Genomic DNA, 22,458 nt, shown 5'->3' with positions numbered 1-22,458 from the left:
CAAAGTACGCCGCAAGGTCTGCGCTGTAGGGGGGGGATTATCTTTAGATCGCCGGCTGGCTGGAATGTGGCATATCGCCACAGACTTGAGCGTCAGTGCTGGTTGGCTCAACGAGAGGAGTGCTCAACTTGCCTTGAGTAAAATTCATAAGGAGTTGAATTTATTTGCTAAACCCTGCTGCCATTGGTAATTTCGCGCCACCTTTCGGTGCCCACCCTGAACACAGGGCGGGTTAAACGGGAAGCCGGTGAGAGCCTTGGCTCTAATCCGGCGCTGCCCCCGCAACGGTGATTGAGTAAACGATAGTCGAAATGCCACTGTGCTTTTGCATGGGAAGGCGACTGTCGAGAGGCTAAGCCTCGCTCATTAGCCCGGAGACCGGCCAAAAGGTAAGGAAGCTTCTTAGGGCTTTCAACCAGGCGTTGCGGTGGGCGATGGCGGGGTGTGTTGGCGCGATTGCGCCTGTCTCCCTGTGCTTGTTCTGCTGCGGCTAAATTCAGGCCGTGCGGGTGGGCACGGCAGAGGGGGATCTCTCGATGGTATTTCGTCCCGTTGCAGCGTGCGCTGCGATGTCTTTGTGTGCGTGGCCTTTGCTAGCCTACGCGGAATCTTCACCGCTTGATGCTGCTGCTCTGCGCGTTTCCATGCTCGATCCTGTGGTCGTCACGCCTACGCTGGCCAGCCGCACCACTGAGGCGTCATTGGCCTCGGTAACGGTGCTCGATGAGAAGCAATTACGCGAGCGTCAGCCCCAGGATATTACCGAGATGCTAAGAGGCCAGCCCGGCGTGGATATCACCGGTAATGGTGCCTTCGGTAAGGCCACCAGTGTTTATTTGCGGGGTACGGGCAGTAGCTCAACGTTGTTAATGGTTGATGGTGTGCGCTTGCGTTCGGCAACCGGCGGCAGTCCGTCTTGGCAGTTCCTGCCTCCCACCTTGATTGATCGTATTGAAATCGTGCGTGGCCCCCGTGGCAGTTTGTATGGCGCGGATGCGGTGGGCGGTGTGGTGCAGGTTTTTACCCCGGGCGCCCGTGATCTGAACAATGAACAAACCGGCTGGATGGAATTAGGCGCGGGTTCGTTTAATAGCCGCCGGGTGGCGGCGGGCGCGCAGGGGGAACAGGACGGTACGCGCTATAACCTGGCGGTGGACCGCTTTGATACCGATGGCACAGAAATTCGTGAAGGCAGTGATGATCGTGGCTACGACAACACATCGGCGGTGGCTCGGGTAACGCATCGCTTTGATAACGATGCGGAAATTGGCGTGTTCGGTTTTCGGGCAGCCGGCAGCACCGAGTTTGAAGGCAGCACACCTTCGCAGGAAAAAGTGACCGACTACGCCATACAGACTGCGGGTGTGAAAGGGCAGTTGTGGGTGACGGAAGGTTGGTTGAGCAAACTTGTTCTTAGCGACTCCCGTGACGAGAACGAGAACTTCACCGACGGCAACCGAGACAGCATTTTTAACACCCGTAGCCGTGCAGCTAACTGGCAGAATGTGTTTGCCTTGGGGGATCACCAGTTAGTGGTGGGTGCCGATTACCTGCAGGACCTAGTGGATAGCTCCACGCTGTATTTGGAAGACGAGCGTGACAATAGCGCCGGTTTTGCCCAGCTGTTGTTAAATTTTGGTGCCTTCGATGTGCAGGCCAGTGGCCGCTACGACGACAACGAAGCCTATGGCAATGAAGCCACTGGCGGACTGGCGTTGGGCTACAAGCTCGATAACCATCACCGGTTACGGGCCAGCTATGGCACCGCTTTCCGTGCGCCGACCTTTAATGATTTGTACTTCCCCGGCTTTGGTAATGATCAGCTGGATCCGGAAAGCTCCGCCAGCACCGAGCTCGGGGTGAGGGGCCAGTATCAGCGTTGGTACTGGGATATTGCCGCCTACCAGACCGATGTGGATGACCTGATTGCCTATGCCTTGCAGGGTGGGCGTTATGCGCCGTTCAATGTGAACCGGGCGCGTATTCGGGGTGTCGAACTGGCTACCGGTGTTGAGATAAACCAGTGGCGCGCTGGTGCGGCCTTTACGGCTCAGGATCCAGAAGATCGGGATACGGGGTTGGTGCTTCAGCGTCAGTCAAAGCGTAGCTTCCGTTTTGATCTGGACCGAGCCATGGGGAACGTTTCCCTAGGAGGCAGTGTGGTTTTGCAAGGGCACCGTTATAACGATGCGCAAAACGACGTGCGGCTGTCTGGGTTCGGTTTGCTGGATCTGCGGGCGGGCTGGAATTTCGCGCCGCACTGGTCCACACGCCTGGCGGTGAAAAACGTGCTCGACAAGGAGTACGCCACGGCGCAGAACTTTGCTGGTTGGAACTATATGAATGCAGGGCGTTCGGTAATGTTGAGCCTGCGCTACGATAGGTAGAGCAAGGATGGCGCTGCGAGATGAGATGGAGTGAGTGAATGCGCGTTTTACGCTGGGGGTTATTGCTGACGTTGTTGGCCATGTTTGATACGGCCATGGCGGCGGTGTGTGTCACCGACGATATCCAGCGTGAGGTGTGTTTGGAAAAACCGGCCAGCCGCATTATTGCCCTCTCTCCCGGCGCCACCGAATTGCTGTTTGCGGCAGGGGCCGGTGGGCAGATGGTCGGCGCGGTGAGCTTCAGTGATTACCCGCCTGCGGCGAAAAAATTACCGCGGGTGGGCAGTTATAAACGTCTGGATTTAGAGGCCGTTTTGTCGCTAAAACCGGACCTGATTGTCGCGTGGCATAGTGGCAACCCGTTACCTCAGGTGGAACGCCTGCAAGCCTTGGGGCTGCCGGTGTATTACAGCGAGCCGCGCCGGTTTGAGGATGTGAGCACTTCGCTGAAGCGTTTTGCCAGGTTGGCCGGCACGGAACAGGTCGGGCTGGGTGCGGCGGAGGCTTTTCGATCGGGCATCGATGCCCTGCGTGAACGTTATGCCGATGCAGCGAAAGTCAGTGTGTTTTATCAGGTATGGAAAGAGCCGCTAATGACGGTAAATGGCAAGCACCTGATCAGTGAAGCGATTCAGCTGTGTGGTGGGGAAAATGTCTTCGCTGACCTTCCCACGCTGACTCCGCGAATCAGTAAGGAGTCCGTGTTGGAGAAAAACCCACAGGCCATTGTTGCGGGGGGCATGGGAGAAGATGATCCGGGTTGGCTGGCGCCCTGGCGGCAGTTTGCCAGCTTGCGGGCGGTAAAAAACGATAATTTGTTTTTTGTTGCGCCGTCCACATTACAGCGGCCTACCCCGCAAATGCTGATCGGTGCCCGCGCCCTGTGCCGGCATTTGGAAAGTGCCCGTGCCCGCCATTAAGTCGCCGGCGCTTGCTGCCTTATTGGCGCTGACGGCCCTGGGGCTGTTGGCGTTATTACTGTCGGTGGCGGTGGGCAGTGTATCGATTTCACTGCAGGATCTGTGGGCTGTGGCGAGCGGTGGCGGTAGTGACCTGCATCGGGAACTGATTATGTCGTTGCGCGCGCCCCGTGCGCTGGCGGCGTTCTCCACGGGGGGACTGCTAGCCCTGGCCGGGGCGCTGATGCAGGTGTTGTTGCGTAATCCGCTGGCGGACCCCTATGTGCTGGGTATTTCCGGGGGGGCGGCGGTGGGCGCGCTGGGTGCCATGTTGATTGGTGGCGGCTTGGCGTTAGTGTCCGGCTCGGCGTTTGCCGGTGCTTTGCTATCTACCTTGTTGGTGTTTGGTTTGGCGCAAGGCGGGGGCGGCTGGACCCCGACCAGACTGTTGCTGACGGGCGTTGTGGTGGCCGCCGGTTGGGGCGCGGTAATTACCTTTATGTTGACCATGAGCCCTGCGGATCGGTTGCCGGGCATGCTGTATTGGTTAATGGGAGACTTGAGCTACGCCCGCGCTCCTTACGCAGCCTGGTTAGTGATGATTCTCGCGGTGCTGCTGACCCTGCCACTGGGGCGTAGCCTGAATGTGTTGGCGAGGGGGCCGTTACAGGCCGCGGCCTTGGGTATTGCAGTGAAGCCGTTGGAGTGGCTGGTGTATGTCTTGGCCAGTCTGTTGACGGCGGTGGCGGTGACCACGGCCGGGAGTGTGGGGTTTGTCGGCCTGATTGTGCCGCATATGCTGCGGCTACAGTTGGGTAATGATCAGCGCATTATCTTGCCCGCCAGTGTTTTGGCGGGGGGGACCTTGCTGACCGTGGCCGATACCCTGGCGCGCACGGTGATGGCTCCTGAGCAGCTGCCTGTGGGGGTGATTACGGCCCTATTGGGGGTGCCCACCTTCCTGTTCTTGTTGCATCGCAATCGCTGATTAATTGGGGACGGCATCGCCCGGAACCTGTGTCACCGAAACGGAGAGCGCCATGGCGGTGCTGGACATTGAACATCTAGTTATCGACATCCCCGGTCGCGGGGATGGTGATCCGCTTAGTCTGCAGGTGGAATCCGGCCAGCGTTGGGGGGTATTGGGGCCGAACGGGGCGGGTAAAACGACACTGCTGCATACCCTGGCCGGGTTGCGCGCCCCCCGACGCGGCCGGGTGGTACTCAATGGCACACCGTTAACTCATCTGTCGCGCCGGGAGGTCGCCCGGCAGCTGGCCGTCGTGTTCCAAGAGCGTCAAGACAGCTTTCCCGCCACGGTGATGGAGACGGTATTGATTGGCCGCCACCCTTTTCTGTCTGCCTGGCAGCGGGAGAGCGCCGAGGATATCCACCTGGCCCATGAGGCCTTGTCGGCGGTGTCGTTGACGTTACTCGAGGATCGGCTGGTGAGCACCTTATCCGGCGGCGAGCGTCAGCGGGTTTCCATTGCCACGGCGCTCACCCAACAGCCGACGATTTGGCTGGCGGATGAACCAACGAATCATCTGGACTTGCATCATCAAGTGGCCGTCATGACGTTGCTCAATCAACAGGCAGATAACGGTGCTGCGGTGTTTATGTGCCTGCACGATCTGAACCTTGCAGCCCGTTGGTGTGATCATTTGCTGCTGCTCTATCCGGACGGTGAGTGCTGTTCTGGCCCGGCGGAAGCGATGCTGGTGCCGGAGGCTCTGGAGCGTCTTTACGACCAGAAACTGGTGGTGGCTCACGTGAACGGTGCGCCGGTCTTTGTGCCGGGTTAGGCCACCTCTGGATAACGCCTTACGAGCGAGGAAAATAAACGAGAATGAGCCACCCGATGACAACCTTATTTAATGCCTCGGTGCCGGCAGCGCTGATTAGCGCGCCGGGGTCCGGGCAGGGGAAATCACTGATTACCGCCGCACTGGCCAGGTTGCACCGCAATGCGGGGCGTCGGGTTCGTGTGTTTAAGTTCGGGCCGGACTATCTGGATCCCATGATTCTTGAGCAGGCCAGCGGTGCGCCGGTCTACCAGCTACAACCGTGGATGACCGGTGAGGAGGAGTGCCGTTGGCGCCTGGCCCAGGCTGCAGAAGAGGCGGATTTGATTCTGGTAGAAGGCGCCATGGGGCTATTTGATGGCACTCCCTCCAGTGCTGATCTGGCGGTGTTGGCAGGTATCCCGGCGTTGCCAGTGATTGATTCCTGGGGCATGGCGCAAACCTTCGGTGCGATCGCTTTGGGGCTGGCCAGTTACCGTGATGACCTGGTGGTGAATGAGGTTATTGCCAACCGGGTGGCTAGCCAGCGTCATGGTGACTTGGTACGTGAAGGGATGCCTGCGGGCATGACCTTGCTGGGCTCGGTGCCACGGCACGCAGCCATGACATTACCCGAACGGCACCTTGGACTGGTGCAAGCGAATGAGTTGGCGGATCTGGATACGCTTTTGGATGAGGCGGCGGCGGTGTTGCAAGACGCGGGCTTGGATCGACTTCCACACGCGGTGAGTTTTTCCGCCGCCGCGCCTGCGCCATTGCCTGCTTTGCTGAAGGGGTGTCGCATTGGTATCGCTCGGGATGCGGCTTTCGCGTTTATTTACCCTGCCAATCTTGATTTGCTTCGTGAGCTGGGAGCCGCGCTGACGTTCTTTTCCCCGTTGCAAGACACGACATTGCCCGAGGTGGACGCGCTATGGCTACCGGGCGGTTACCCGGAACTGCACGGTGAAACGCTGGCTATGAATACGGCCATGGGTGAGGCCATTCGAGATCATCACCATGCGGGCAAACCGATCCTGGCGGAGTGCGGTGGGTTAATGAGTTGTATGGCAACGTTGGTAGACGGTGATGAAAAGCGCCATGCCGGTTTCGGGCTATTGCCGGGTGAAGCGTTTTTGACCAAGAAACGGCACGGGCTGGGAATGCAGGCGCTGGTAACGCCGCGAGGTGAACTTCGCGGGCATACTTTCCACCACGGCAGTTTGTCCACGCCACTGACGCCGGCCATTTTTAGCCGCAAGCAAACAGGTACAGAAGGCGAAGCGGTTTATCAGGACAAGGGCCTGGTGGCGAGTTTCTTTCATGGCTATTTCCCTTCGGCTCCGCAGGTTGTGGCGGATATTTTTAGCGGACAATTCCGCACCGACACACTTTCCCCCTGATCACAATGCCCCTTCTCGAACAGGACACGACCATGCGTGATGATGCGAAAACCCCAGAGCGCCATGCTTACCGCATGGCAAAGAAACAGGAAATCATGCAGCAACGGATTGCTCGCGCGGATAAGGATCAGGGCATTCTTCTGGTGCTCACCGGGCCGGGCAAAGGAAAAAGCAGTTCCGGTTTTGGCATGCTGGCCAGAGCATTGGGCCATGGCATGAAAGTGGGCGTGGTGCAGTTTATTAAAGGGGCGTTCAGTACCGGAGAAGACGCTTTTTTCCGTGATCAGCCGAACGTGGATTACCACGTGATGGGGGAAGGCTACACCTGGGATACCCAGGACCGCGAGCGGGACGTGGCAGCAGCCGGTGCTGCGTGGGAAATTGCCCGTGCCATGCTGCGCGACGACAGCTATCACATGGTGTTGCTCGATGAGCTCAATATTGCTCTTCGCTACGAATACCTGGATTTAGACCGGGTGCTGGACGACCTGCAAAACCGCCCGGCCATGCAGCACGCCATTGTCACCGGTCGCTATGCCCCCAAACAATTAATCGAACTCGCCGATACCGTTACGGAAATGAAAGTGGTGAAGCATGCGTTCAAGGATTTAGGGGTTCGAGCGCAGAAGGGCGTCGAGCTGTGAAGGGCCGTTCAACGTTTAAATGTTCGGAAAAAGTACGGGGCGAGTGGGCCGGCAAGGTCACTGTAGGTGCTGGGTTGCGCTTCAAGTTTGAGATTGTAACGTTCAAGGTAAGGTTTTCCCCGTGGCGACTCTGATGGTGCAAGGCTGCACATCGGATGCGGGAAAGAGCACGGTGGTCGCGGCGTTGTGCCGCTGGTTTGCCCGGCGTGGATATTCGGTGGCGCCGTTTAAACCGCAGAACATGGCACTGAACAGTGCTGTGACCGTGGATGGGGGTGAGATTGGTCGTTCTACCGCATTGCAGGCGTTGGCTTGCGGGGTAGCGCCGCACAGTGACATGAACCCTGTATTACTCAAGCCACAAACGGATATGGGCGCCCAGGTTATTATTCGTGGCAAGGTGTTGGGCAATATGCAGGCACTGGATTATCACGCCTACAAGAACACCGTCAGTGAGGCGGTGCTGGCGGCCTGGCAGGATTTGTCTTCCCGGTTTGATGTGATCATCGCGGAAGGCGCTGGCAGCCCGGCGGAGATTAATCTGCGAGATAACGACATCGCTAACATGGGGTTTGCCGAAAGGGTGGACTGCCCGGTGATTGTGGTGGCGGATATTGATCGCGGCGGTGTCTTTGCGCATCTCACTGGCACCCTGGATTTACTGTCTGAAAGTGAACAAAAACGAACCCTGGGGTTTGTGATTAATCGTTTTCGTGGCGACCTGTCTTTATTGCAGGGTGGGCTGGATTGGTTGGAGGAGCGCACTGGCAAGCCAGTGTTTGGGGTGTTGCCTTATTTGCATGGCCTGACTCTGGATGCGGAAGATGCGGTGGATGAACAGGGCGCGCATGACGTGGGTGCTTTCAATGTGGTGGTGCCTCTGTTGCCGCGTATGAGTAACCACAACGACTTTGACCCTCTGCGATTACATCCGCAGGTGAATTTGCAATTCGTAAAGATGGGAGAGACTTGGCCGTCGGCAGACCTGATCATTCTGCCGGGCAGCAAGGCTACCCGTGCGGATTTGGCTTTCCTGCGCCAGCAGGGCTGGGACAAGCAGATCGAAAAGCACCTGCGTTACGGCGGCAAAGTGCTCGGCATTTGTGGTGGCTTTCAAATGTTGGGAGAGCGCATCGACGACCCGGAGGGGTTAGAAAGTGATGCGGGAAGTAGTGCCGGGCTGGGCTGGTTATCCATGACCACTCGATTGATTTCCGGTAAACAGCTACGAAATGTCGAAGGCCGTTTTGTTGCCGCTGACACCCTGATTCGCGGGTATGAAATCCACAATGGCCTTACTCAGGGCGAAGCATTAAAGCATCCTATGCTGGTTCTGGAGGGTAAGGATGATGGCGCCATGAGCGAGGATGGGCGGGTGATGGGGTGTTATCTGCATGGCCTGTTTGATGTTCCCGACAGTTGCAATGCCATACTCGAATGGGCTGGCTTGAAAAGCCAGCGCAGTGTGGATTATGCGGTCCATCGAGAGCATCAGCTGGATCGCCTGGCCGATATGCTGGAGGAACACTTGGATATGACGCGGTTGAAGCAATGCATGGGGAGCTAGCTCGAATAGCGTGCCTGACTTTTTCTCAGCGCCACCCCGGGCGCCCTGTATTTTTTCAGTAACGTTTCGTTGCCCAAAGATTCGAGCAATACACCGATTAGCGCATCGTGTTTATCGTTACGTTGCCGTCCCACAAGCGTTTAATTTGTTGATCCGCCAGTTCGTTGGCTGCACTGCTCCAGAATGCCATTTGCCCGGGGGCCACGCTGGTAGAAAGGCTGTTAGCGTTTTGCAGGCGCCGAAGGGTCTCTCGGGCCACGGCTATGTCGGTGTTAACGACCTGGATTCCCGCCCCAGCAATGCGACGAATCACCGGTGCCAAAAACGCATAATGCGTACAGCCCAGGACAATATGATCTGCGCCTTTTTCAATCAGTGGGGCCACATACCGGGCCACCAGTGCTTGTGTTTTTTCACTGTCCAAATCGAGCACTTCAATTTGTTCAACCAGCCCGGGGCAGGGCTGGATTTCCACACATACACTTTTCGAGAATAGCCGGCTCAAATTGTTGAAGGACTCGCTTTTTAGGGTCTGACTGGTGGCCAGGACGCCGATAACGCCACTCTTGCTTTGCAGGGCGGCGGGTTTAATGCCTGGTTCCACACCGATGATGGGCAGGGTGTAATCGGCACGCAGTTGCCGAATGGCCGAGACGGTGGCGGTATTGCAGGCCACCACGATCGCTTTCGCGTTATTGTCTATGAGAAACCGGGTAATCGTATCTGCCCGTTGCTGAATGTAATGCTCGGCCTTTTCTCCGTAGGGCGCATGAACAGAGTCCGCCACATAGAGCAGGTTTTCGTGGGGCAGCAGCTCACGAATGCGGCGGGCAATGGACAAGCCGCCGATGCCAGAGTCGAAGACGCCAATGGGGCCGGGGTGGGTCATACGGATAGTTAGGTAGAATCGGAGGGCCAAGGATATACCAACAGGAAGCTATGTAGGAGCAGCGTCGGTTTTTGGGGTGAAGTTGGCAATAATACCGCTACATGTCGTAGCGGTATTATTGCCTGTAATTTGTCATTACCAGCGTAAAGCCGCTTCTTCTTGAAGATAAAGGCCGCTTCTTCCGGAAACCGTGGTGGTTCTTTTATGGCTACTGGCTAGTGAGATGACGAATCAACTCGTCAGTAAACTCCGTGGTACTGGCACGGCCGCCCAGATCCGGGGTGACAACTTCGCCCTGGCCGACCACATGGCGCACGGTGCGGCGCAGTCTTTTTGCCTTGTCGTGCTGTTCCATGTAATCCAGCATCATCGCGCCGGCAAGCATAATGGCGGTAGGGTTGGCCACACCCTTGCCGGCGATGTCAGGCGCGCTGCCGTGTACGGCTTCGAACAGGCCGCCGTGCTCGCCAATGTTGGCACCCGGCGCCACGCCCAGCCCGCCAATGAGGCCGGCGCATAGGTCGGAGAGAATATCGCCAAACAAATTGGTGGTGACCAGCACATCGAAACGGTGCGGGTTCATGGCCAGCTGCATGGCGCAGGCATCCACGATCATTTCTTCATGTTCCAGATTCGGATAGTCCTCGCGTACCTTACGGGCCACATCCAGAAATAGCCCGGAGGTAGACTTCATGATGTTCGCTTTATGCACCACGGTGACTTTTTTGCGGCCCTGTTTGGTGGCCGTTTCATAGGCGAAGCGCAGTAAGCGCTCGGATTCGGTGCGGGTGACGCGGCTGCGCAGTTCGGCAGTTTCGCCATCGTCGCTGACGGTCTGCCCCAAACCAGAATAGATGCCTTCAATATTTTCCCGGATAGTCATAATGTCCACATTGTCATAGCGGGACTTCACCCCGGGAATGGACAGGGCGGGGCGCACATTGGCGAACAGGTCAAAGGTCTTGCGCAGGGTCACATTAACAGAAGTAAAGCCGCCACCCACTGGCGTGGTGATGGGGCCCTTCAGGGCCAAGCGGTTGCGGCGCAGTATAGTAAGGGTTTCTTCTGGCACTAGTTCCAGCCCTTGATCCAGGGCGGTTTGGCCCGCGATGGCGTATTCGAACTTGAGCCCACAATCCAGTGCGTCTAATACCCGTACGGTGGAATCCACGATATCCGGGCCGATGCCATCACCGGGGATAACGGTTACGGTGTTCTCGTTCATACTGCCTCCTGATTGCGGTTAATGATGCTTACGCGGGCGGGCCTGGGGTGGGGCCATGGGCCCTGTAATGAAAAAGGGGCTCCATGTTGCCACGTCCGGGCCAGAAAAATGAATGCCGACAAAAGTCGCAGGCTAAGATGACAGAGTGTTATCACTGAAAAACGTTCATTTTGTTTGCCCCAGTGGTACGCCTGTTTGCGTGATGACGGCGACTTACGCAGAACGCCCCGGTGATAAAGCCGCTGATTGGCACCCGTGCGTCAGCTTCGGATCAGACTTTTGGTGTCGTAGACATGCAGGGCCGACAGAACAACCCTGCTGCGTTCAGCAACGTTGGCCACGGGGAGGGTCTTGCTGAGATCGTTAGCGGTGATACGTGTCATAGGCGCAGGCTCGTGGAATATGCTCATCCCCTGGTTGATGTCACTAACAGCCTGAGGTTTTACGCTCAGCCACCACAGCAGTGAATTTGGCAAGACGTGGCCAGGAAAGGACGTACTTGTTGTGCCAAGAGCCTGAACTGATACCTTGCAGGCTGGGCCGTGACGGGCTAAAGGAGCCGAGAGTGCACTGCGTGCATCGGTGCCCCAAAGGCGTGGGGTGTGCATAATGGGCTCCCCGTAAAAATCAGTGTGGGACGATTGTCGGCCTCAGGCGCTGGCGAAGTCTCTTGAAGGAGAAGCAACGTGAATGCAGTGATTGCAGTCAATAAGCTGCATAAAACCTATGAGTCCGGTTTTCAGGCACTGAAGGGTGTAAATCTGGAGATCAACTCGGGTGAGATTTTTGCCCTGCTGGGGCCTAATGGCGCCGGCAAAACCACATTGATCAGTATCATCTGCGGCATAGTGAATCCCTCTTCCGGCACGGTGCTGGCTGACGGCCATAACATTATTACTGACTTTCGTGCCGCACGGAGTGCCATTGGCTTGGTGCCTCAGGAAATTTCCACGGATGCCTTCGAAACAGTTTGGGCAACAGTGAGTTTTAGTCGTGGCCTTTTTGGCAAACCGCGCAATGATGCCCACATCGAAAAAGTGCTCAAGGCGCTGTCGCTTTGGGACAAGAAAGACAGCAAGATCATGATGTTATCCGGTGGCATGAAACGCCGGGTGATGATTGCCAAGGCGCTGTCCCACGAACCCAAAATCCTGTTTCTTGATGAACCCACTGCGGGTGTGGACGTGGAGTTACGGCGGGAAATGTGGGAAATGGTACGCCAGCTTCGTGAGCAGGGAGTCACTATCATCCTGACTACCCACTACATTGAAGAGGCCGAGGAGATGGCCGATCGGGTGGGCATTATCAGCAAGGGTGAAATTATTCTGGTAGATGAAAAATCGCGCCTGATGGAGAAGCTAGGCCGCAAACAGTTGATCGTACATCTGGCTGAGCCATTGACGGCGGTGCCGGATGTGTTGGCAGGGCAGGAACTGGCGTTGGTCGATGAAGGCTTCTCACTGGTGTATAGCTACGATGCCAACCAGGAGAATACCGGCATTGCCGAATTGCTACGTCACCTGAATGAGCAGGGTATCGATTTCAAAGACCTGCATTCACGACAAAGTTCGCTGGAAGATATTTTTGTGGACCTGGTCCATAACGGTAAACCCTCGGGTGGCGCTGTCGCCAACGGAGCCGAAAGTGAGACCAAAGAAGACACACGGAAAACACAAGGGGATGCCCGATGAACATTCATTCCGTTCGCGCTATCTACAAATTCGAGATGGCGCGCACTTGGCGCACACTAATGCAAAGCGTGGCCTCCCCGGTTATTTCCACTTCCCTGTATTTCGTGGTATTCGGCTCGGCGATTGGTTCACGGATGGTGGACATTGACGGGGTCAGTTATGGCGCATTCATTATCCCGGGGCTGATCATGTTGTCCTTAATGACGCAGAGTATTTCCAATGCCTCCTTCGGTATTTACATGCCTACTTTTTCCGGCACCATCTACGAGGTATTGTCGGCGCCGGTCTCCTATATGGAAATTGTACTTGGCTATGTAGGCGCGGCGGCCACCAAATCCACGCTTCTCGGTCTGTTGATTCTGCTGACTGCCCGGCTGTTTGTAGATTACGAGGTGCAACACCCGTTTTTGATGCTCAGTTTTCTGTTATTGACGGCGATTACCTTTAGCTTGTTTGGTTTTATCATTGGTGTGTGGGCAGATACCTTTGAGAAGCTACAGATCATTCCTTTGATGATTATTACACCGCTGACCTTCCTGGGGGGCAGTTTCTATTCCATCGATATGCTGCCGCCGGTCTGGCAGACGGTCACCCTGTTCAATCCGGTGGTGTATCTGATCAGCGGGTTCCGTTACAGTTTCTTCGGCGTGGCGGACGTACACATTGGCGTCAGTCTGGGCATGACTCTGTTGTTCCTGACATTGTGCATGGGGCTGGTGTGGTGGATATTCAAAACGGGTTATAAATTGAAAAGCTAGGAAGGGGGAAATGTTGAAGAAAGAAGTAAGGGTGCTGATAGGGAGGGTATGTATTTCGGGTTGAGCGTAGTGAAACCGGAGGGGTGGTAGGCGACAGATATGGAGGGTGTGATTACCTTTGTCACGCAAAAAAGATAATTAGCCAAGCTTCGATTGAGTACGTTTTTTCGGACAGCTGCGAAGAAATCGTCATTTATGATGTGGCGTCCGGTTATTACGATGCCACCGTGAGCATGGGGTTGGGGGAATTCAAACAACGGTGCCTGGCTTGTATCTCTGAAGGTTATGCGATTGGGATCGTGCAAAGTTACGCAAATGATGCCTCCTGGGGAAAGGTGAATAAGCTCATGGATGGCTAGCGTGTGAACTGCGCCGGCTAGCGTTGAATGCCTTTCCGCAATCGGAAGCTATCCTCTTGGCGCTAGAAAAATAGAACGTCAGTAAGGTTAATTGATTAATCTCCACCGGCATCCCTAATTTGGGGGATGCCGGCCTGTCCGTGTTTGATTATGTTTCAGTAATCAAACGATTACGGAAACCTCAAGAGGGAAAAGACGGTGCGTTTTTACCCTGATGATGTCACGGCGTTGGGTGTGGCGATCACTGCCGTCACAGGTCAGGAGGTTCCGCTAGTCAACGACCGTAAAAGTCATGCCGGCGTTTTCCTGAAGCCGTTTGAGTAGTGGCTCACCGAGCAGAGACGCGGTTGTCCAGAAACCGCCGGGGGCATCTTCTACCACGTCCTGTGCCAGGCAGGCGGCGGCTTGGCCCAGCATTTTGGGGGTAGAGCCGTAACCGGGGTCCGCATCGCCGGTGACTTTCACTTTCAGGGTCTCGTTGTTGTCGGTGTGGCCAACAAAACGGATGTCATAGAAGCCGGCTTTTTGTGCTTCCGGGCTGGGGCCCTCGCCGGGTTGCGGCACCACAAACGTGTTCAGCGCCCAGCGGGTGGGTTTGACGGCCGCGGCCGCAAAGAACAGGCTGACGCCGACGCCGATACCCAGCGCTTTCATACGTCCGCCCATACCATTGCCGGTGAGCATGGCTTCGCTATAGGTGAAGTGATCGGTGTAGGCCTTGCCACTCAAGGCGTTGGAGCGATGCACCACGCGGCTATTAATGGCATCCATCACAAAAGGGCCAACCCAGGCGTTGAAATCCTCATCGTAGCTAGCCAAGCCGATGCTGCTCTGGCGGCTCTTGAAGCCGTGGTCCGGGGGGCAGAGCAGGTAAGGGTCGGCCAATTTCTTGCGCAGCGTTGGGTCTTTGGCGGCTTCTTCTGCAATATTCATCATGCTAGCGACGGTGCCGCCGGATACGCCACCTTTGGCGACTTTTACTCGCATGTTCACAACGCTGGCGGGGGCGTTAAAGCGCGCTTGGGATTGCTGCTGGAGAAAGTAGACCCCCATGTCAGAGGGGATGGAATCAAATCCGCAGCAGTGCACGATACGTGCGCCATTTTTCTTGGCAGTGGTTTCGTGTTTTTCTAGCATTTCCGCTATCCACTGGGCTTCTCCGGTGAGGTCGCAGTAATCAGTACCGCTGTTGACACAGGCCTTGATCATGGGCTCGCCATACAAGGCGTAGGGCCCCACCGTTGAAACCACTACGCGGGTCTGCGCGCAGAGGGCGTCTAGGCTGTCGGCGTCGTTGGCATTGGCGGTAATCAGGGGGAGGGTGCTGGCGCCGTCGCCAAGGGAGGCTTTTACCTGTTCCAGTTTGTTCTGGGAGCGCCCGGCGGCGGCCCACTTCAATTCACCATTGACCCCGTAGGTATCAAAGAGGTATTGGCAAAGAATTTGGCCAACGAAGCTGGAAGCTCCGAAGACCACCACATCAAATTGTGAATCGCTCATGGGGACTCCTTGAAGGATCAGCGAAATGGATCAACACAAAATCAGCGTAGCCAGAACGTCTGGCTGTGTGGGTATCCTAAGCCATCGAAGCGCCAATGCGTAACCAGTGAGATAACACACGGGCAGTGCAAAACCCGGTTCAGGCCATGGCCGACGGGCAAAGGGCGTCAGACAAAGCCGATAACGGGGCGTGTTCTCCCATTGGGCGCGCGCGTATTCCAGTGGATGACGGGTGTCGGCCTGGCCACCCGGGTTACAAAGGATGTAAAGCCGTATAAAAGCTTTTTATCCGCAACATTTCTTAAACTTCCTGGTGCTACCGCACGGGCAGGGATCATTTCTCCCAAGCTTTAACGCGCTCGATTTGGGTGTGCCGTCCAGGTAAAGCCAGTGGCCATTTTCCTTAACAAAACGGGAATTTTCTTCCAGGACGCTGAGGCCTTGGCGATTTTTGCTGATCGCGCGGAAATGGACGGTACCGGTGTCATCATCGGTATCGCAGTGAAGAATCTCCAATGCCAGCCACTGTTCGTCAGTATCGAGCGTCAGGGTGGCGGGGCGCTGGCTAGGGTGCCAGCTGCTGGACAGGTAGGCGGTATTGTTTAGGGCAAAGGCGCAGAACCGCGAACGCATCAAGGCCTGAGGCGATGGCGCAGGTTTTCCTTGGTGCAGAGGTTGGCAACATTGGCTGTAATCTAGGCCGGATTGGCATGGGCAAGCGGTCATGATGTTTCTCCGGAAAGGCAATCAAGCAACGCCAGGAAGTCTTGGCGCAACGGCTGGGCGTTGTCCGCTCCCGCGTGCCGCAGGATCAGGGCATTCATGGCGCCATTGAGCAGGGTGGCCAAGCCATCGGCGCTGCCGGGAAATTGTAGGGTGCCATCTGCCATGGCTTCTCGTATGCCTTCGCGTAACAAGGTGAAGCTGTAGCGATTGTCCAGCGCGTACCAGCGTGACTGCCCCAGCACCGTCGGGGCCTCAATGACCAGAATGCGCTGCACATCGTGCCGAGACATAAAATCCACCCAGGCCAGGCTGCCTGCCTTAAGGGTGGACAGGCTACCGTGTTGCTTGGCTACCGCTTTCTCTATGGCTGCCATGGCTTCCTGACTGAGCACCTCGCAGACCGCTTCGAACAGTGCTGCCTTGTTGCGAAAATGATGGTACATGGCACCACGAGTGACGCCGGCACCGCTGAGAATGGCTTCGGTGCGGGTATCCGCATAACCCTGTTGTGCAAACAGATGGCGGGCAGCATTAATCAGGCAGCCGCGTGTCTGTGCGCGGCGTTGAACGTTAGTCGCCATACATTCCCTCTTCTGACTGTAAAGCAGACTAGCAGTTCGTTTTGTTTGATCAAAGCAGACAGGGAGTCTTTTTAGCTAGGAGCCTCCTTAAATGTTCGTGATCATTATCCCATTGTCGTCACCGCCACAAAGCAGCTAAACAGGGTTTCTGGCAACGCTATTGGGGTGTTCGAGATCCAGTGTTTATAGGGGGGGGTGGCCAAACACATTGCTTCGCGGCGTAGTTATTGGGAGCAATATGCAAACCGTGCACGCCTCGGGCTGACGGGCACACGATGCATGGATTATTTTGCTGGGGCTGCGCGTGCGGGCATGGCGGTGTTCAATAGAGAAGCCTCAATAGCAAACACATGGGCATCGCTCTCGCACAGATTGCGCAGGGCGCGGGCCAGTTGTAGCAGGTAGTCAGCGTTGCTGCCGCTGGGACCATGGCTGGCGGCAATATGGCGGGCGATCTGTTCCTCACTGGCTTCGCCCAGGAAGGCCGCATTGTCCGCTGTGGCAAGGTAGACCAGCCCCGGTTGTTGTTGGCCATCGGCGAACGTCAGGCTGGTGGTGACGCGCAGGTAGCCGTTTTTTTCGCGATGATCCAGGTGCTGAAATACATCGGGGGTGACCTGATAGGCCATGCCGGCGCATCGGTCACCGGGGGCGCGGATCAGGGTGACTACCCGGCCGGGGTGATCCGGGGTGCCGCGATGATCGTGAGACCCTTGCCAGAATCGCCGGGCCCAGCCATCAATGGAGGCCGGTCTGCGTGCCAGAAAAGGGAAGTCAGCCTTGTAGATCAGTGAGCCGTAACCAAACAGCCATACCGGTTGGTCCGGATGCAGGGCGTGACGGCGCTGGTTTTCGGCGGAGGTGTCGAGCATTAATCTTGATCCTGGTTCGTGGCTAGCAGGTTGCGGGCAGTTATACTGCCCGTTCAGTATGACAGCCAGCCGGGGAAACCATGAAAGATGTGCGCGAAGAATATCACGCTGACGGCCTGACCGAGGCCATCCTCCATGACGATCCGCTGGAGCAGGCGCGTCGTTGGGTGGATGAAGCGATTGAAGCCGGGTTACCGCTGCCCAATGCCATCACGCTTGCCACCGTGAACGCCAACGGCCAGCCCTCTTCGCGAGTGGTGCTGCTCAAGGGAATTGAACAGCAAGGTTTTACCTTCTTTACCCACTACAACAGTCGCAAGGGTGAAGAAATTGCATCCAACCCCAAGGTGTCCTTCACCATGTTTTGGCAGCCGTTTGACCGCCAGATGATCGTGATTGGTGAAGCGCAAAAAGTGGATCAGGAAGAATCGGACAGTTATTTCGCCTCTCGCCCCTATGCCAGCCAGGTGAGCGCCGCTATCTCCCCCCAGAGCCAGCCCGCCAGCCGGGAATGGTTGGAAGCAGAGGTGGTGCGGCTGGAGCAGGAGTTTCCTTCGGCGCCAGTGCCACGCCCGGAACAGTGGGGGGGCTACCGGATTAGCCCCACCGAAATCCAGTTCTGGCATGGCCGGCCCAGCCGCTTGCATGACCGGTTTCGGTACGTGAAGCAAAGCGATGGACGTTGGCAGCGTGAACGGCTGGCGCCGTAACGCCTCGCCGAGGGCAAGATAATCGCGCTGTCAGCGACGCTGTTATTGTTACGGCTTGCGCCGGTGCCAGTATGTGGCGAGCAATGACCCGGACAGATTGTGCCAGACACTGAATAATGCCCCCGGCAATGCGGCCAGCGGAGTGAAATGTTTGATGGCCAGTGCCACTCCCAGCCCGGAATTCTGCATGCCCACTTCAATGGCCAGGGTGCGGGCGGTTTGCCGGTCCAGACGCAGTAGCCGAGCGACCCCATACCCACCCAGTAATCCCAGTCCGTTGTGCAGCGCTACCGCCACAAACACGGCCAGCCCGGCTTCCCCGATACGCCCCTGATTCAATGCCACGATAATGCCGATGACGGCCACAATGGCGGCCACGGACACCAGCGGGAAACAATCCCGTATTGGTGTGAGCTGGCGGTTGAAAAACGTATTCAAGGCGCAGCCTGCCACCACCGGGACGATGACGATTTGTACCAGCGACAGTAGCATGCCATTCACTGGCACCGGGATGCGCTCGCCCAAGTATAGCCAGGTCAGCAAGGGGGTGGCGATGATCGCTAGCAGGGTTGAAGCGAATGTGATGGCCACCGACAGCGCCACGTTGGCCCGTGCCAGATAGGCAATCACATTGGAGGCGGTGCCGCCGGGGCAGGCCCCGACCAAGATCAGGCCGACTAATAGTTCCTCGGGCAGTTGCAGTGCGATGCCAATGCCCCAGGCGATCAGTGGCATCAGGCTGTATTGCAGGGCAACGCCCAGGCCAATCACGCCGGGGCATTTCAGTACCCGCTGAAAATCCGCCCAGCTTAATGATAGCCCCATGCCGAACATAATCAGCATAAGCAGTGGCACGATGGCGTCCTTGCCGGCCACTAGCCACTGTGGCTGCCAATAGGCCAGCAGAGAAAACAGCAAGGCCCAGAGTGGGAATAGTTGGGCGAGGCGGTTGAGCATGAAGATCGCCTGTTCGTTGGGAAAGCGGCCAGTGTAAGCTGTCAGACGAAATGACGCACAGGAGTAATCTGTGAAAGCGGTGATTCAAGAAGAGGATTCAGGCTGTGGTATAGCGGCTGTGGCCGCCTTGGCAGGTGTTAGCTATGGGGAGGCGAAGCGGCGGGCAAATGCTTTGGGGATTTATGCTCAGGACCCCGGTTTGTGGTCAGACACGGGTTATGTCTGCCGGTTATTAGAGGAATACGGGTTACATGCGTCTCCGCAAGAACAGCCATTTCAGGATTGGGCGGCCCTTCCTGATCGAGCCTTGTTGGCGATCAAGTGGCACCGGGAAAACGGCACACCCTTTTGGCATTGGGTGGTGTTTGTCCGCGACGGTGGGGACGCCTATGTACTGGATTCCAAAAAAGCCCTGAAACAACACTGCCGCCGGGATTTTTGTCGCATAAAACCCAAATGGTTTATCCCCGTCCGTTCCGGGTAACCGTCATAATAACCGGTGTCATCTGGTGGGTTTCCGTTGTACTCAACGCAACGATGGGGTGGGCAATTTTTACTGTAAAAGGGGTATCGCTGGCGCGATATCAGCGATAAGTGATCACGCCACCAGCGACGCTTCTACGGCACAGAAGGGATTGATGACTAAACCGTCAAATAACGCTTGATCAGCGTCTCATCCAGTTCGCCCATGTCCCCCTCTGCTACTTTACTGCCCCGGTCGATAATGGCGAAGCGATCGGCGGTGGCGCGGGCGAAGTGAAGCTTCTGTTCTACCAGTAGCACGGTGAGCCCTTCTTGTTGGTTTAGAGTTTTGATCACCCGGCCAATCATGTCGACAATGTTGGGTTGAATACCTTCTGTGGGTTCATCCAGAATGAGCAGTGTTGGGTCCAGTGCTAGGGCGCGACCGATCGCCAGCTGTTGTTGCTGTCCGCCGGACAAGTCGCCACCGCGACGATGGCGCATTTCGTGCAGCACCGGGAAGAGTTCGTAAATACGCTCTGGAATTTTCTTGCTGCGATCCGGTCGGGCCTGTAAGCCGGTTTCCAGGTTTTCTTCCACGCTTAGCAGAGGGAAAATTTCCCGCCCCTGAGGGACATAGCCAATGCCCGCTCGGGCTCGTTCTTCGGCGGCCAGTTTAGCGAAATCGGTACCATTGAATTCAATGCTGCCGCTTTTAACCGGCAATAAGCCCATAATCGTTTTCAGCAGGGTTGTTTTGCCCACGCCGTTGCGGCCCATGACACACAGGCATTCGCCTTTCTTCAGGTCCAGGTCCATATCCCAGAGGGTGTGGGATTGGCCGTAGTATTGGTTGACGTTTTTCAGTTGTAACACGATTATTCTCCGAATAGAGCAGCAAGCAAGCTATAAGCTGCAACGCGGGAAGGAGCGGTTCAAGCCGGCCAGACTTCTCGCCGTGCATAGGAAAAAAGTCTAAAAAACCGGCAACCAAAAAATATTCCTGTCTCTGCCTGGTGTGGCAATGTGTAGCTGCGAATTTATTCGCCCAGATACACTTCAATCACCTTCGGATCGTTCTGTACCTGCTCCATGGTGCCTTCGGCCAGCACACTGCCCTGGTGAAGTACCGTGACGGTGCTGGCGATGGAACGAATAAACTCCATGTCATGCTCGACGACAACGACGGAATGTTTGCCGGCAAGGCTTTTCAGCAACTCTCCGGTGCGCTCGACCTCTTGGCGGGTCATGCCCGCGATGGGTTCGTCTACCAGTAGCAGCTGCGGTTTTTGCATCAGTACCATGCCGATTTCCAGCCACTGTTTCTGGCCATGAGACAGCAGCCCAGCCACCTTGTTGCGCTCGCCTAACAGCCCGACGGTGTATAGCGTTTCTTCAATCCAGTTTGTTTGCTCGCCGCTGAGCCGAGTGAAAAGAGAATGCCAGGGGCCTTTGGGGCTGTGCATGGCCAGTTCCAGGTTCTCGAAAGCGGTGTGTTCCGGGAACACGGTGGGCTTCTGGAATTTTCGGCCGATGCCGGCGGTGGCAATGTCCGTTTCACTCATGCGGGTGAGGTCCAGGGTCTGGCCGAAAAAACAGGTGCCGCTATCCGGACGGGTCTTGCCGGTGATCACATCCATCATGGTGGATTTACCGGCCCCGTTGGGGCCGATGATGCAGCGTAATTCGCCGGTTTTGATATACAGAGTCAAATCATTGATCGCTTTGAAACCATCAAAGCTGACGGTGATGTCTTCCATGTAGAGAATATTTTTACTGGTACCAGAATCCAGTTGCCCTGGGAGCACTGGGCGGGTGCCTTGGCGCATGAAATCGAATACCTGATCACGGCGAAAAGTCTCGCGCAGGTTATCCAGTGCATTCATGACAGGTCTCCTTCTGCAGGGCTGGCGGAGCCGGATGGTTTATTGTTTCGATTCAATCGCGCTTTTATTTTTTTCCAATTTTCCGATACCAAACCCACTAATCCATGGGGAAGGAATACGGTAACGGCTACAAACAGGCCACCCAAGGCGAACAGCCAGGCTTCGGGCATGATGCCGGTGAATACGGTTTTACCGTAGTTCACCAAGATGGCGCCGATAACCGCGCCGTATAGGGTGGCGCGACCGCCAACGGCCACCCATACCACCAGCTCGATGGAATTCAGTGGTGAGAACTCTCCGGGATTAATGATGCCTACCTGAGGCACATACAGCGCCCCGGCGATACCCGCGAGGATGGCGCTGAGGGTGAAAATCCACAGCTTGTAATGTTCAGTGCGGTAACCCACAAAGCGCGCTCGGGATTCCGCATCACGCACCGCCAGTACCACGCGGCCCAGTTTGCTGCCGGTGATCCAGCGGCACAGTACAAAGGCACCGGCCAGGGCTACGGCGGTGGCCATCAACAAGCCCACGCGAGTGGTCTCCGATTGCAGGGAAAAGCCGAGCAAATCCTTGAAGTCGGTGAGCCCGTTGTTGCCGCCAAAACCCAACTCGTTACGGAAGAACGCCAGCATTAACGCATAGGTCAGCGCCTGGGTGATGATGGACAGGTAGACCCCTGTGACTCTAGAGCGGAACGCCAGCCAGCCGAATACGAATGCCAGCAGACCGGGCACTAGCAGAATCATCAATGCGGCAAACCAAAATTGGTCAAAACCCTGCCAATACCAGGGCAGCTCACTCCAGTTCAAAAAGACCATGAAGTCCGGGAGGTCCGGGTTGCCGTAGACGCCGCGATCGCCAATCTGGCGCATCAGGTACATGCCCATGGCATAGCCACCCAAGGCAAAGAAGGCGCCGTGGCCCAGGCTGAGGATACCGCAGTAGCCCCACACGAGATCCAGCGCCAGCGCCAGCAGCGCGTAACACAGGTATTTGCCAAGCAGCGTCACGGTGTAGGCGCTTACATGCAGGGCAGAGTCAGCTGGAAAAAGCTGGTTGAGTATGGTCACCAGCAGGGTGGCACCAAACAGCACGCCCATAAAAGTTTTTGCTGCGCGGTCGCTGAAGGCGCTTTTGAATGTTGAATCTCGCATG

General features: G+C 56.5%; 22 protein-coding genes and 1 riboswitch. Of the genes, 11 read left to right on the top strand and 11 right to left on the bottom strand.

The window, feature by feature from the left end:
* Positions 1-188: 188 nt before the first annotated feature.
* A riboswitch (cobalamin riboswitch) is annotated at positions 189-401 on the top strand.
* A gap of 135 nt (positions 402-536) precedes the next feature.
* From ABNH10_RS15755 to ABNH10_RS15725, 7 genes are all read left to right on the top strand, one after another.
* The gene (locus ABNH10_RS15755; protein WP_349386806.1) at positions 537-2,387 is read left to right on the top strand and encodes a TonB-dependent receptor domain-containing protein; all 1,851 of its coding nucleotides are present in this window, start codon (positions 537-539) and stop codon (positions 2,385-2,387) included.
* 38 nt (positions 2,388-2,425) lie between these two features.
* The gene (locus ABNH10_RS15750) at positions 2,426-3,307 is read left to right on the top strand and encodes a cobalamin-binding protein (RefSeq protein WP_349386805.1); all 882 of its coding nucleotides are present in this window, start codon (positions 2,426-2,428) and stop codon (positions 3,305-3,307) included.
* Positions 3,294-4,274, top strand: a complete 981-nt coding sequence (locus tag ABNH10_RS15745; protein WP_349386804.1) for a FecCD family ABC transporter permease — start codon at positions 3,294-3,296, stop codon at positions 4,272-4,274. Before ABNH10_RS15750 ends, ABNH10_RS15745 begins: the two co-directional genes overlap by 14 nt.
* Positions 4,275-4,326: 52 nt before the next feature.
* Complete coding sequence (locus ABNH10_RS15740) at positions 4,327-5,091, top strand: ABC transporter ATP-binding protein (protein ID WP_349386803.1); 765 nt, start codon at positions 4,327-4,329, stop codon at positions 5,089-5,091.
* Between the two features lie 56 nt (positions 5,092-5,147).
* Positions 5,148-6,473 carry a cobyrinic acid a,c-diamide synthase CobB gene (locus ABNH10_RS15735; protein WP_349386802.1) on the top strand — a complete coding sequence of 442 codons (1,326 nt, stop codon included), beginning with the start codon at positions 5,148-5,150 and terminating at the stop codon, positions 6,471-6,473.
* 32 nt (positions 6,474-6,505) lie between these two features.
* The gene (cobO, locus tag ABNH10_RS15730; RefSeq protein ID WP_011589640.1) at positions 6,506-7,117 is read left to right on the top strand and encodes a cob(I)yrinic acid a,c-diamide adenosyltransferase; all 612 of its coding nucleotides are present in this window, start codon (positions 6,506-6,508) and stop codon (positions 7,115-7,117) included.
* 121 nt (positions 7,118-7,238) lie between these two features.
* On the top strand, positions 7,239-8,684 hold the full coding sequence (locus ABNH10_RS15725) for a cobyric acid synthase (protein WP_349386801.1): 1,446 nt from the start codon (positions 7,239-7,241) through the stop codon (positions 8,682-8,684).
* Positions 8,685-8,781: 97 nt separating this feature from the next.
* Here ABNH10_RS15725 and murI read toward each other — a convergent pair whose 3' ends face one another.
* The 3 genes from murI to ABNH10_RS15710 all read right to left on the bottom strand — a co-directional run bounded on the left by murI (position 8,782) and on the right by ABNH10_RS15710 (position 11,181).
* Entirely contained in the window at positions 8,782-9,603 is an 822-nt protein-coding gene (murI, locus tag ABNH10_RS15720) for a glutamate racemase (RefSeq protein ID WP_349386800.1), read from the bottom strand.
* Between the two features lie 178 nt (positions 9,604-9,781).
* Entirely contained in the window at positions 9,782-10,798 is a 1,017-nt protein-coding gene (locus tag ABNH10_RS15715; RefSeq protein WP_349386799.1) for an isocitrate dehydrogenase, read from the bottom strand.
* A gap of 260 nt (positions 10,799-11,058) precedes the next feature.
* The gene (locus tag ABNH10_RS15710) at positions 11,059-11,181 is read right to left on the bottom strand and encodes a MerR family transcriptional regulator (RefSeq protein WP_349386798.1); all 123 of its coding nucleotides are present in this window, start codon (positions 11,179-11,181) and stop codon (positions 11,059-11,061) included.
* Between the two features lie 303 nt (positions 11,182-11,484).
* Here ABNH10_RS15710 and ABNH10_RS15705 point away from each other — a divergent pair, with 303 nt between their 5' ends.
* Together ABNH10_RS15705 and ABNH10_RS15700 are read left to right on the top strand one after the other, a co-directional pair.
* Positions 11,485-12,489 (top strand): ABC transporter ATP-binding protein, encoded by a 1,005-nt coding sequence (locus tag ABNH10_RS15705; protein WP_349386797.1) that lies wholly within the window; start codon positions 11,485-11,487, stop codon positions 12,487-12,489.
* Complete coding sequence (locus ABNH10_RS15700; protein ID WP_349386796.1) at positions 12,486-13,247, top strand: ABC transporter permease; 762 nt, start codon at positions 12,486-12,488, stop codon at positions 13,245-13,247. Before ABNH10_RS15705 ends, ABNH10_RS15700 begins: the two co-directional genes overlap by 4 nt.
* Before the next feature lie 629 nt (positions 13,248-13,876).
* On the opposite strand, the gene ABNH10_RS15695 is transcribed toward ABNH10_RS15700, so the two are convergent.
* The 4 genes from ABNH10_RS15695 to ABNH10_RS15680 all read right to left on the bottom strand — a co-directional run bounded on the left by ABNH10_RS15695 (position 13,877) and on the right by ABNH10_RS15680 (position 17,285).
* Positions 13,877-15,106 carry a saccharopine dehydrogenase family protein gene (locus ABNH10_RS15695; RefSeq protein WP_349386795.1) on the bottom strand — a complete coding sequence of 410 codons (1,230 nt, stop codon included), beginning with the start codon at positions 15,104-15,106 and terminating at the stop codon, positions 13,877-13,879.
* 285 nt (positions 15,107-15,391) lie between these two features.
* A complete protein-coding gene (locus tag ABNH10_RS15690; RefSeq protein WP_349386794.1) occupies positions 15,392-15,832 on the bottom strand; it encodes a YchJ family protein in 441 nt (146 codons plus the stop codon).
* Complete coding sequence (locus ABNH10_RS15685; protein ID WP_349386793.1) at positions 15,829-16,413, bottom strand: TetR/AcrR family transcriptional regulator; 585 nt, start codon at positions 16,411-16,413, stop codon at positions 15,829-15,831. Before ABNH10_RS15685 ends, ABNH10_RS15690 begins: the two co-directional genes overlap by 4 nt.
* A gap of 284 nt (positions 16,414-16,697) precedes the next feature.
* Positions 16,698-17,285, bottom strand: a complete 588-nt coding sequence (locus tag ABNH10_RS15680) for a gamma-glutamylcyclotransferase (protein ID WP_349386792.1) — start codon at positions 17,283-17,285, stop codon at positions 16,698-16,700.
* Between the two features lie 80 nt (positions 17,286-17,365).
* Here ABNH10_RS15680 and pdxH point away from each other — a divergent pair, with 80 nt between their 5' ends.
* A complete protein-coding gene (pdxH, locus tag ABNH10_RS15675) occupies positions 17,366-17,995 on the top strand; it encodes a pyridoxamine 5'-phosphate oxidase (protein ID WP_349386791.1) in 630 nt (209 codons plus the stop codon).
* Positions 17,996-18,043: 48 nt separating this feature from the next.
* On the opposite strand, the gene ABNH10_RS15670 is transcribed toward pdxH, so the two are convergent.
* The gene (locus tag ABNH10_RS15670) at positions 18,044-18,952 is read right to left on the bottom strand and encodes a bile acid:sodium symporter family protein (protein ID WP_349386790.1); all 909 of its coding nucleotides are present in this window, start codon (positions 18,950-18,952) and stop codon (positions 18,044-18,046) included.
* A 70-nt stretch (positions 18,953-19,022) separates the two neighbouring features.
* Here ABNH10_RS15670 and ABNH10_RS15665 point away from each other — a divergent pair, with 70 nt between their 5' ends.
* Positions 19,023-19,436, top strand: coding sequence for a hypothetical protein (locus ABNH10_RS15665; protein ID WP_011589786.1), 414 nt, complete (start codon positions 19,023-19,025; stop codon positions 19,434-19,436).
* A gap of 158 nt (positions 19,437-19,594) precedes the next feature.
* Here ABNH10_RS15665 and urtE read toward each other — a convergent pair whose 3' ends face one another.
* The 3 genes from urtE to urtC all read right to left on the bottom strand — a co-directional run bounded on the left by urtE (position 19,595) and on the right by urtC (position 22,457).
* Positions 19,595-20,290, bottom strand: a complete 696-nt coding sequence (gene urtE / locus ABNH10_RS15660; protein ID WP_349386789.1) for an urea ABC transporter ATP-binding subunit UrtE — start codon at positions 20,288-20,290, stop codon at positions 19,595-19,597.
* Positions 20,291-20,454: 164 nt separating this feature from the next.
* Positions 20,455-21,300, bottom strand: a complete 846-nt coding sequence (urtD, locus tag ABNH10_RS15655) for an urea ABC transporter ATP-binding protein UrtD (protein ID WP_011589784.1) — start codon at positions 21,298-21,300, stop codon at positions 20,455-20,457.
* Positions 21,297-22,457 carry an urea ABC transporter permease subunit UrtC gene (urtC, locus tag ABNH10_RS15650; RefSeq protein ID WP_349386788.1) on the bottom strand — a complete coding sequence of 387 codons (1,161 nt, stop codon included), beginning with the start codon at positions 22,455-22,457 and terminating at the stop codon, positions 21,297-21,299. The genes urtD and urtC overlap by 4 nt, the downstream gene beginning before the upstream one ends.
* Position 22,458 lies beyond the last annotated feature (1 nt).

The organism is Alcanivorax sp. (assembly GCF_040119285.1).
Lineage (GTDB): Bacteria > Pseudomonadota > Gammaproteobacteria > Pseudomonadales > Alcanivoracaceae > Alcanivorax.
Note: the sequence above shows the minus strand (reverse complement) of the source record. Positions and strands in the feature narration are given on the sequence as shown.

Excerpts from the sequence above, each read along its gene's own strand:
- ABNH10_RS15755 (WP_349386806.1), top strand. The coding sequence starts at position 537 with ATGGTATTTCGTCCCGTTGCAGCGTGCGCTGCGATGTCTTTGTGTGCG.
- ABNH10_RS15750 (WP_349386805.1), top strand. The coding sequence starts at position 2,426 with ATGCGCGTTTTACGCTGGGGGTTATTGCTGACGTTGTTGGCCATGTTT.
- ABNH10_RS15740 (WP_349386803.1), top strand. The coding sequence starts at position 4,327 with ATGGCGGTGCTGGACATTGAACATCTAGTTATCGACATCCCCGGTCGC.
- ABNH10_RS15735 (WP_349386802.1), top strand. The coding sequence starts at position 5,148 with ATGACAACCTTATTTAATGCCTCGGTGCCGGCAGCGCTGATTAGCGCG.
- cobO (WP_011589640.1), top strand. The coding sequence starts at position 6,506 with ATGCGTGATGATGCGAAAACCCCAGAGCGCCATGCTTACCGCATGGCA.
- ABNH10_RS15715 (WP_349386799.1), bottom strand. The coding sequence starts at position 10,798 with ATGAACGAGAACACCGTAACCGTTATCCCCGGTGATGGCATCGGCCCG.
- ABNH10_RS15710 (WP_349386798.1), bottom strand. The coding sequence starts at position 11,181 with ATGACACGTATCACCGCTAACGATCTCAGCAAGACCCTCCCCGTGGCC.
- ABNH10_RS15700 (WP_349386796.1), top strand. The coding sequence starts at position 12,486 with ATGAACATTCATTCCGTTCGCGCTATCTACAAATTCGAGATGGCGCGC.
- ABNH10_RS15695 (WP_349386795.1), bottom strand. The coding sequence starts at position 15,106 with ATGAGCGATTCACAATTTGATGTGGTGGTCTTCGGAGCTTCCAGCTTC.
- ABNH10_RS15690 (WP_349386794.1), bottom strand. The coding sequence starts at position 15,832 with ATGACCGCTTGCCCATGCCAATCCGGCCTAGATTACAGCCAATGTTGC.
- ABNH10_RS15685 (WP_349386793.1), bottom strand. The coding sequence starts at position 16,413 with ATGGCGACTAACGTTCAACGCCGCGCACAGACACGCGGCTGCCTGATT.
- ABNH10_RS15680 (WP_349386792.1), bottom strand. The coding sequence starts at position 17,285 with ATGCTCGACACCTCCGCCGAAAACCAGCGCCGTCACGCCCTGCATCCG.
- pdxH (WP_349386791.1), top strand. The coding sequence starts at position 17,366 with ATGAAAGATGTGCGCGAAGAATATCACGCTGACGGCCTGACCGAGGCC.
- ABNH10_RS15670 (WP_349386790.1), bottom strand. The coding sequence starts at position 18,952 with ATGCTCAACCGCCTCGCCCAACTATTCCCACTCTGGGCCTTGCTGTTT.
- urtD (WP_011589784.1), bottom strand. The coding sequence starts at position 21,300 with ATGAATGCACTGGATAACCTGCGCGAGACTTTTCGCCGTGATCAGGTA.
- urtC (WP_349386788.1), bottom strand. The coding sequence starts at position 22,457 with ATGCGAGATTCAACATTCAAAAGCGCCTTCAGCGACCGCGCAGCAAAA.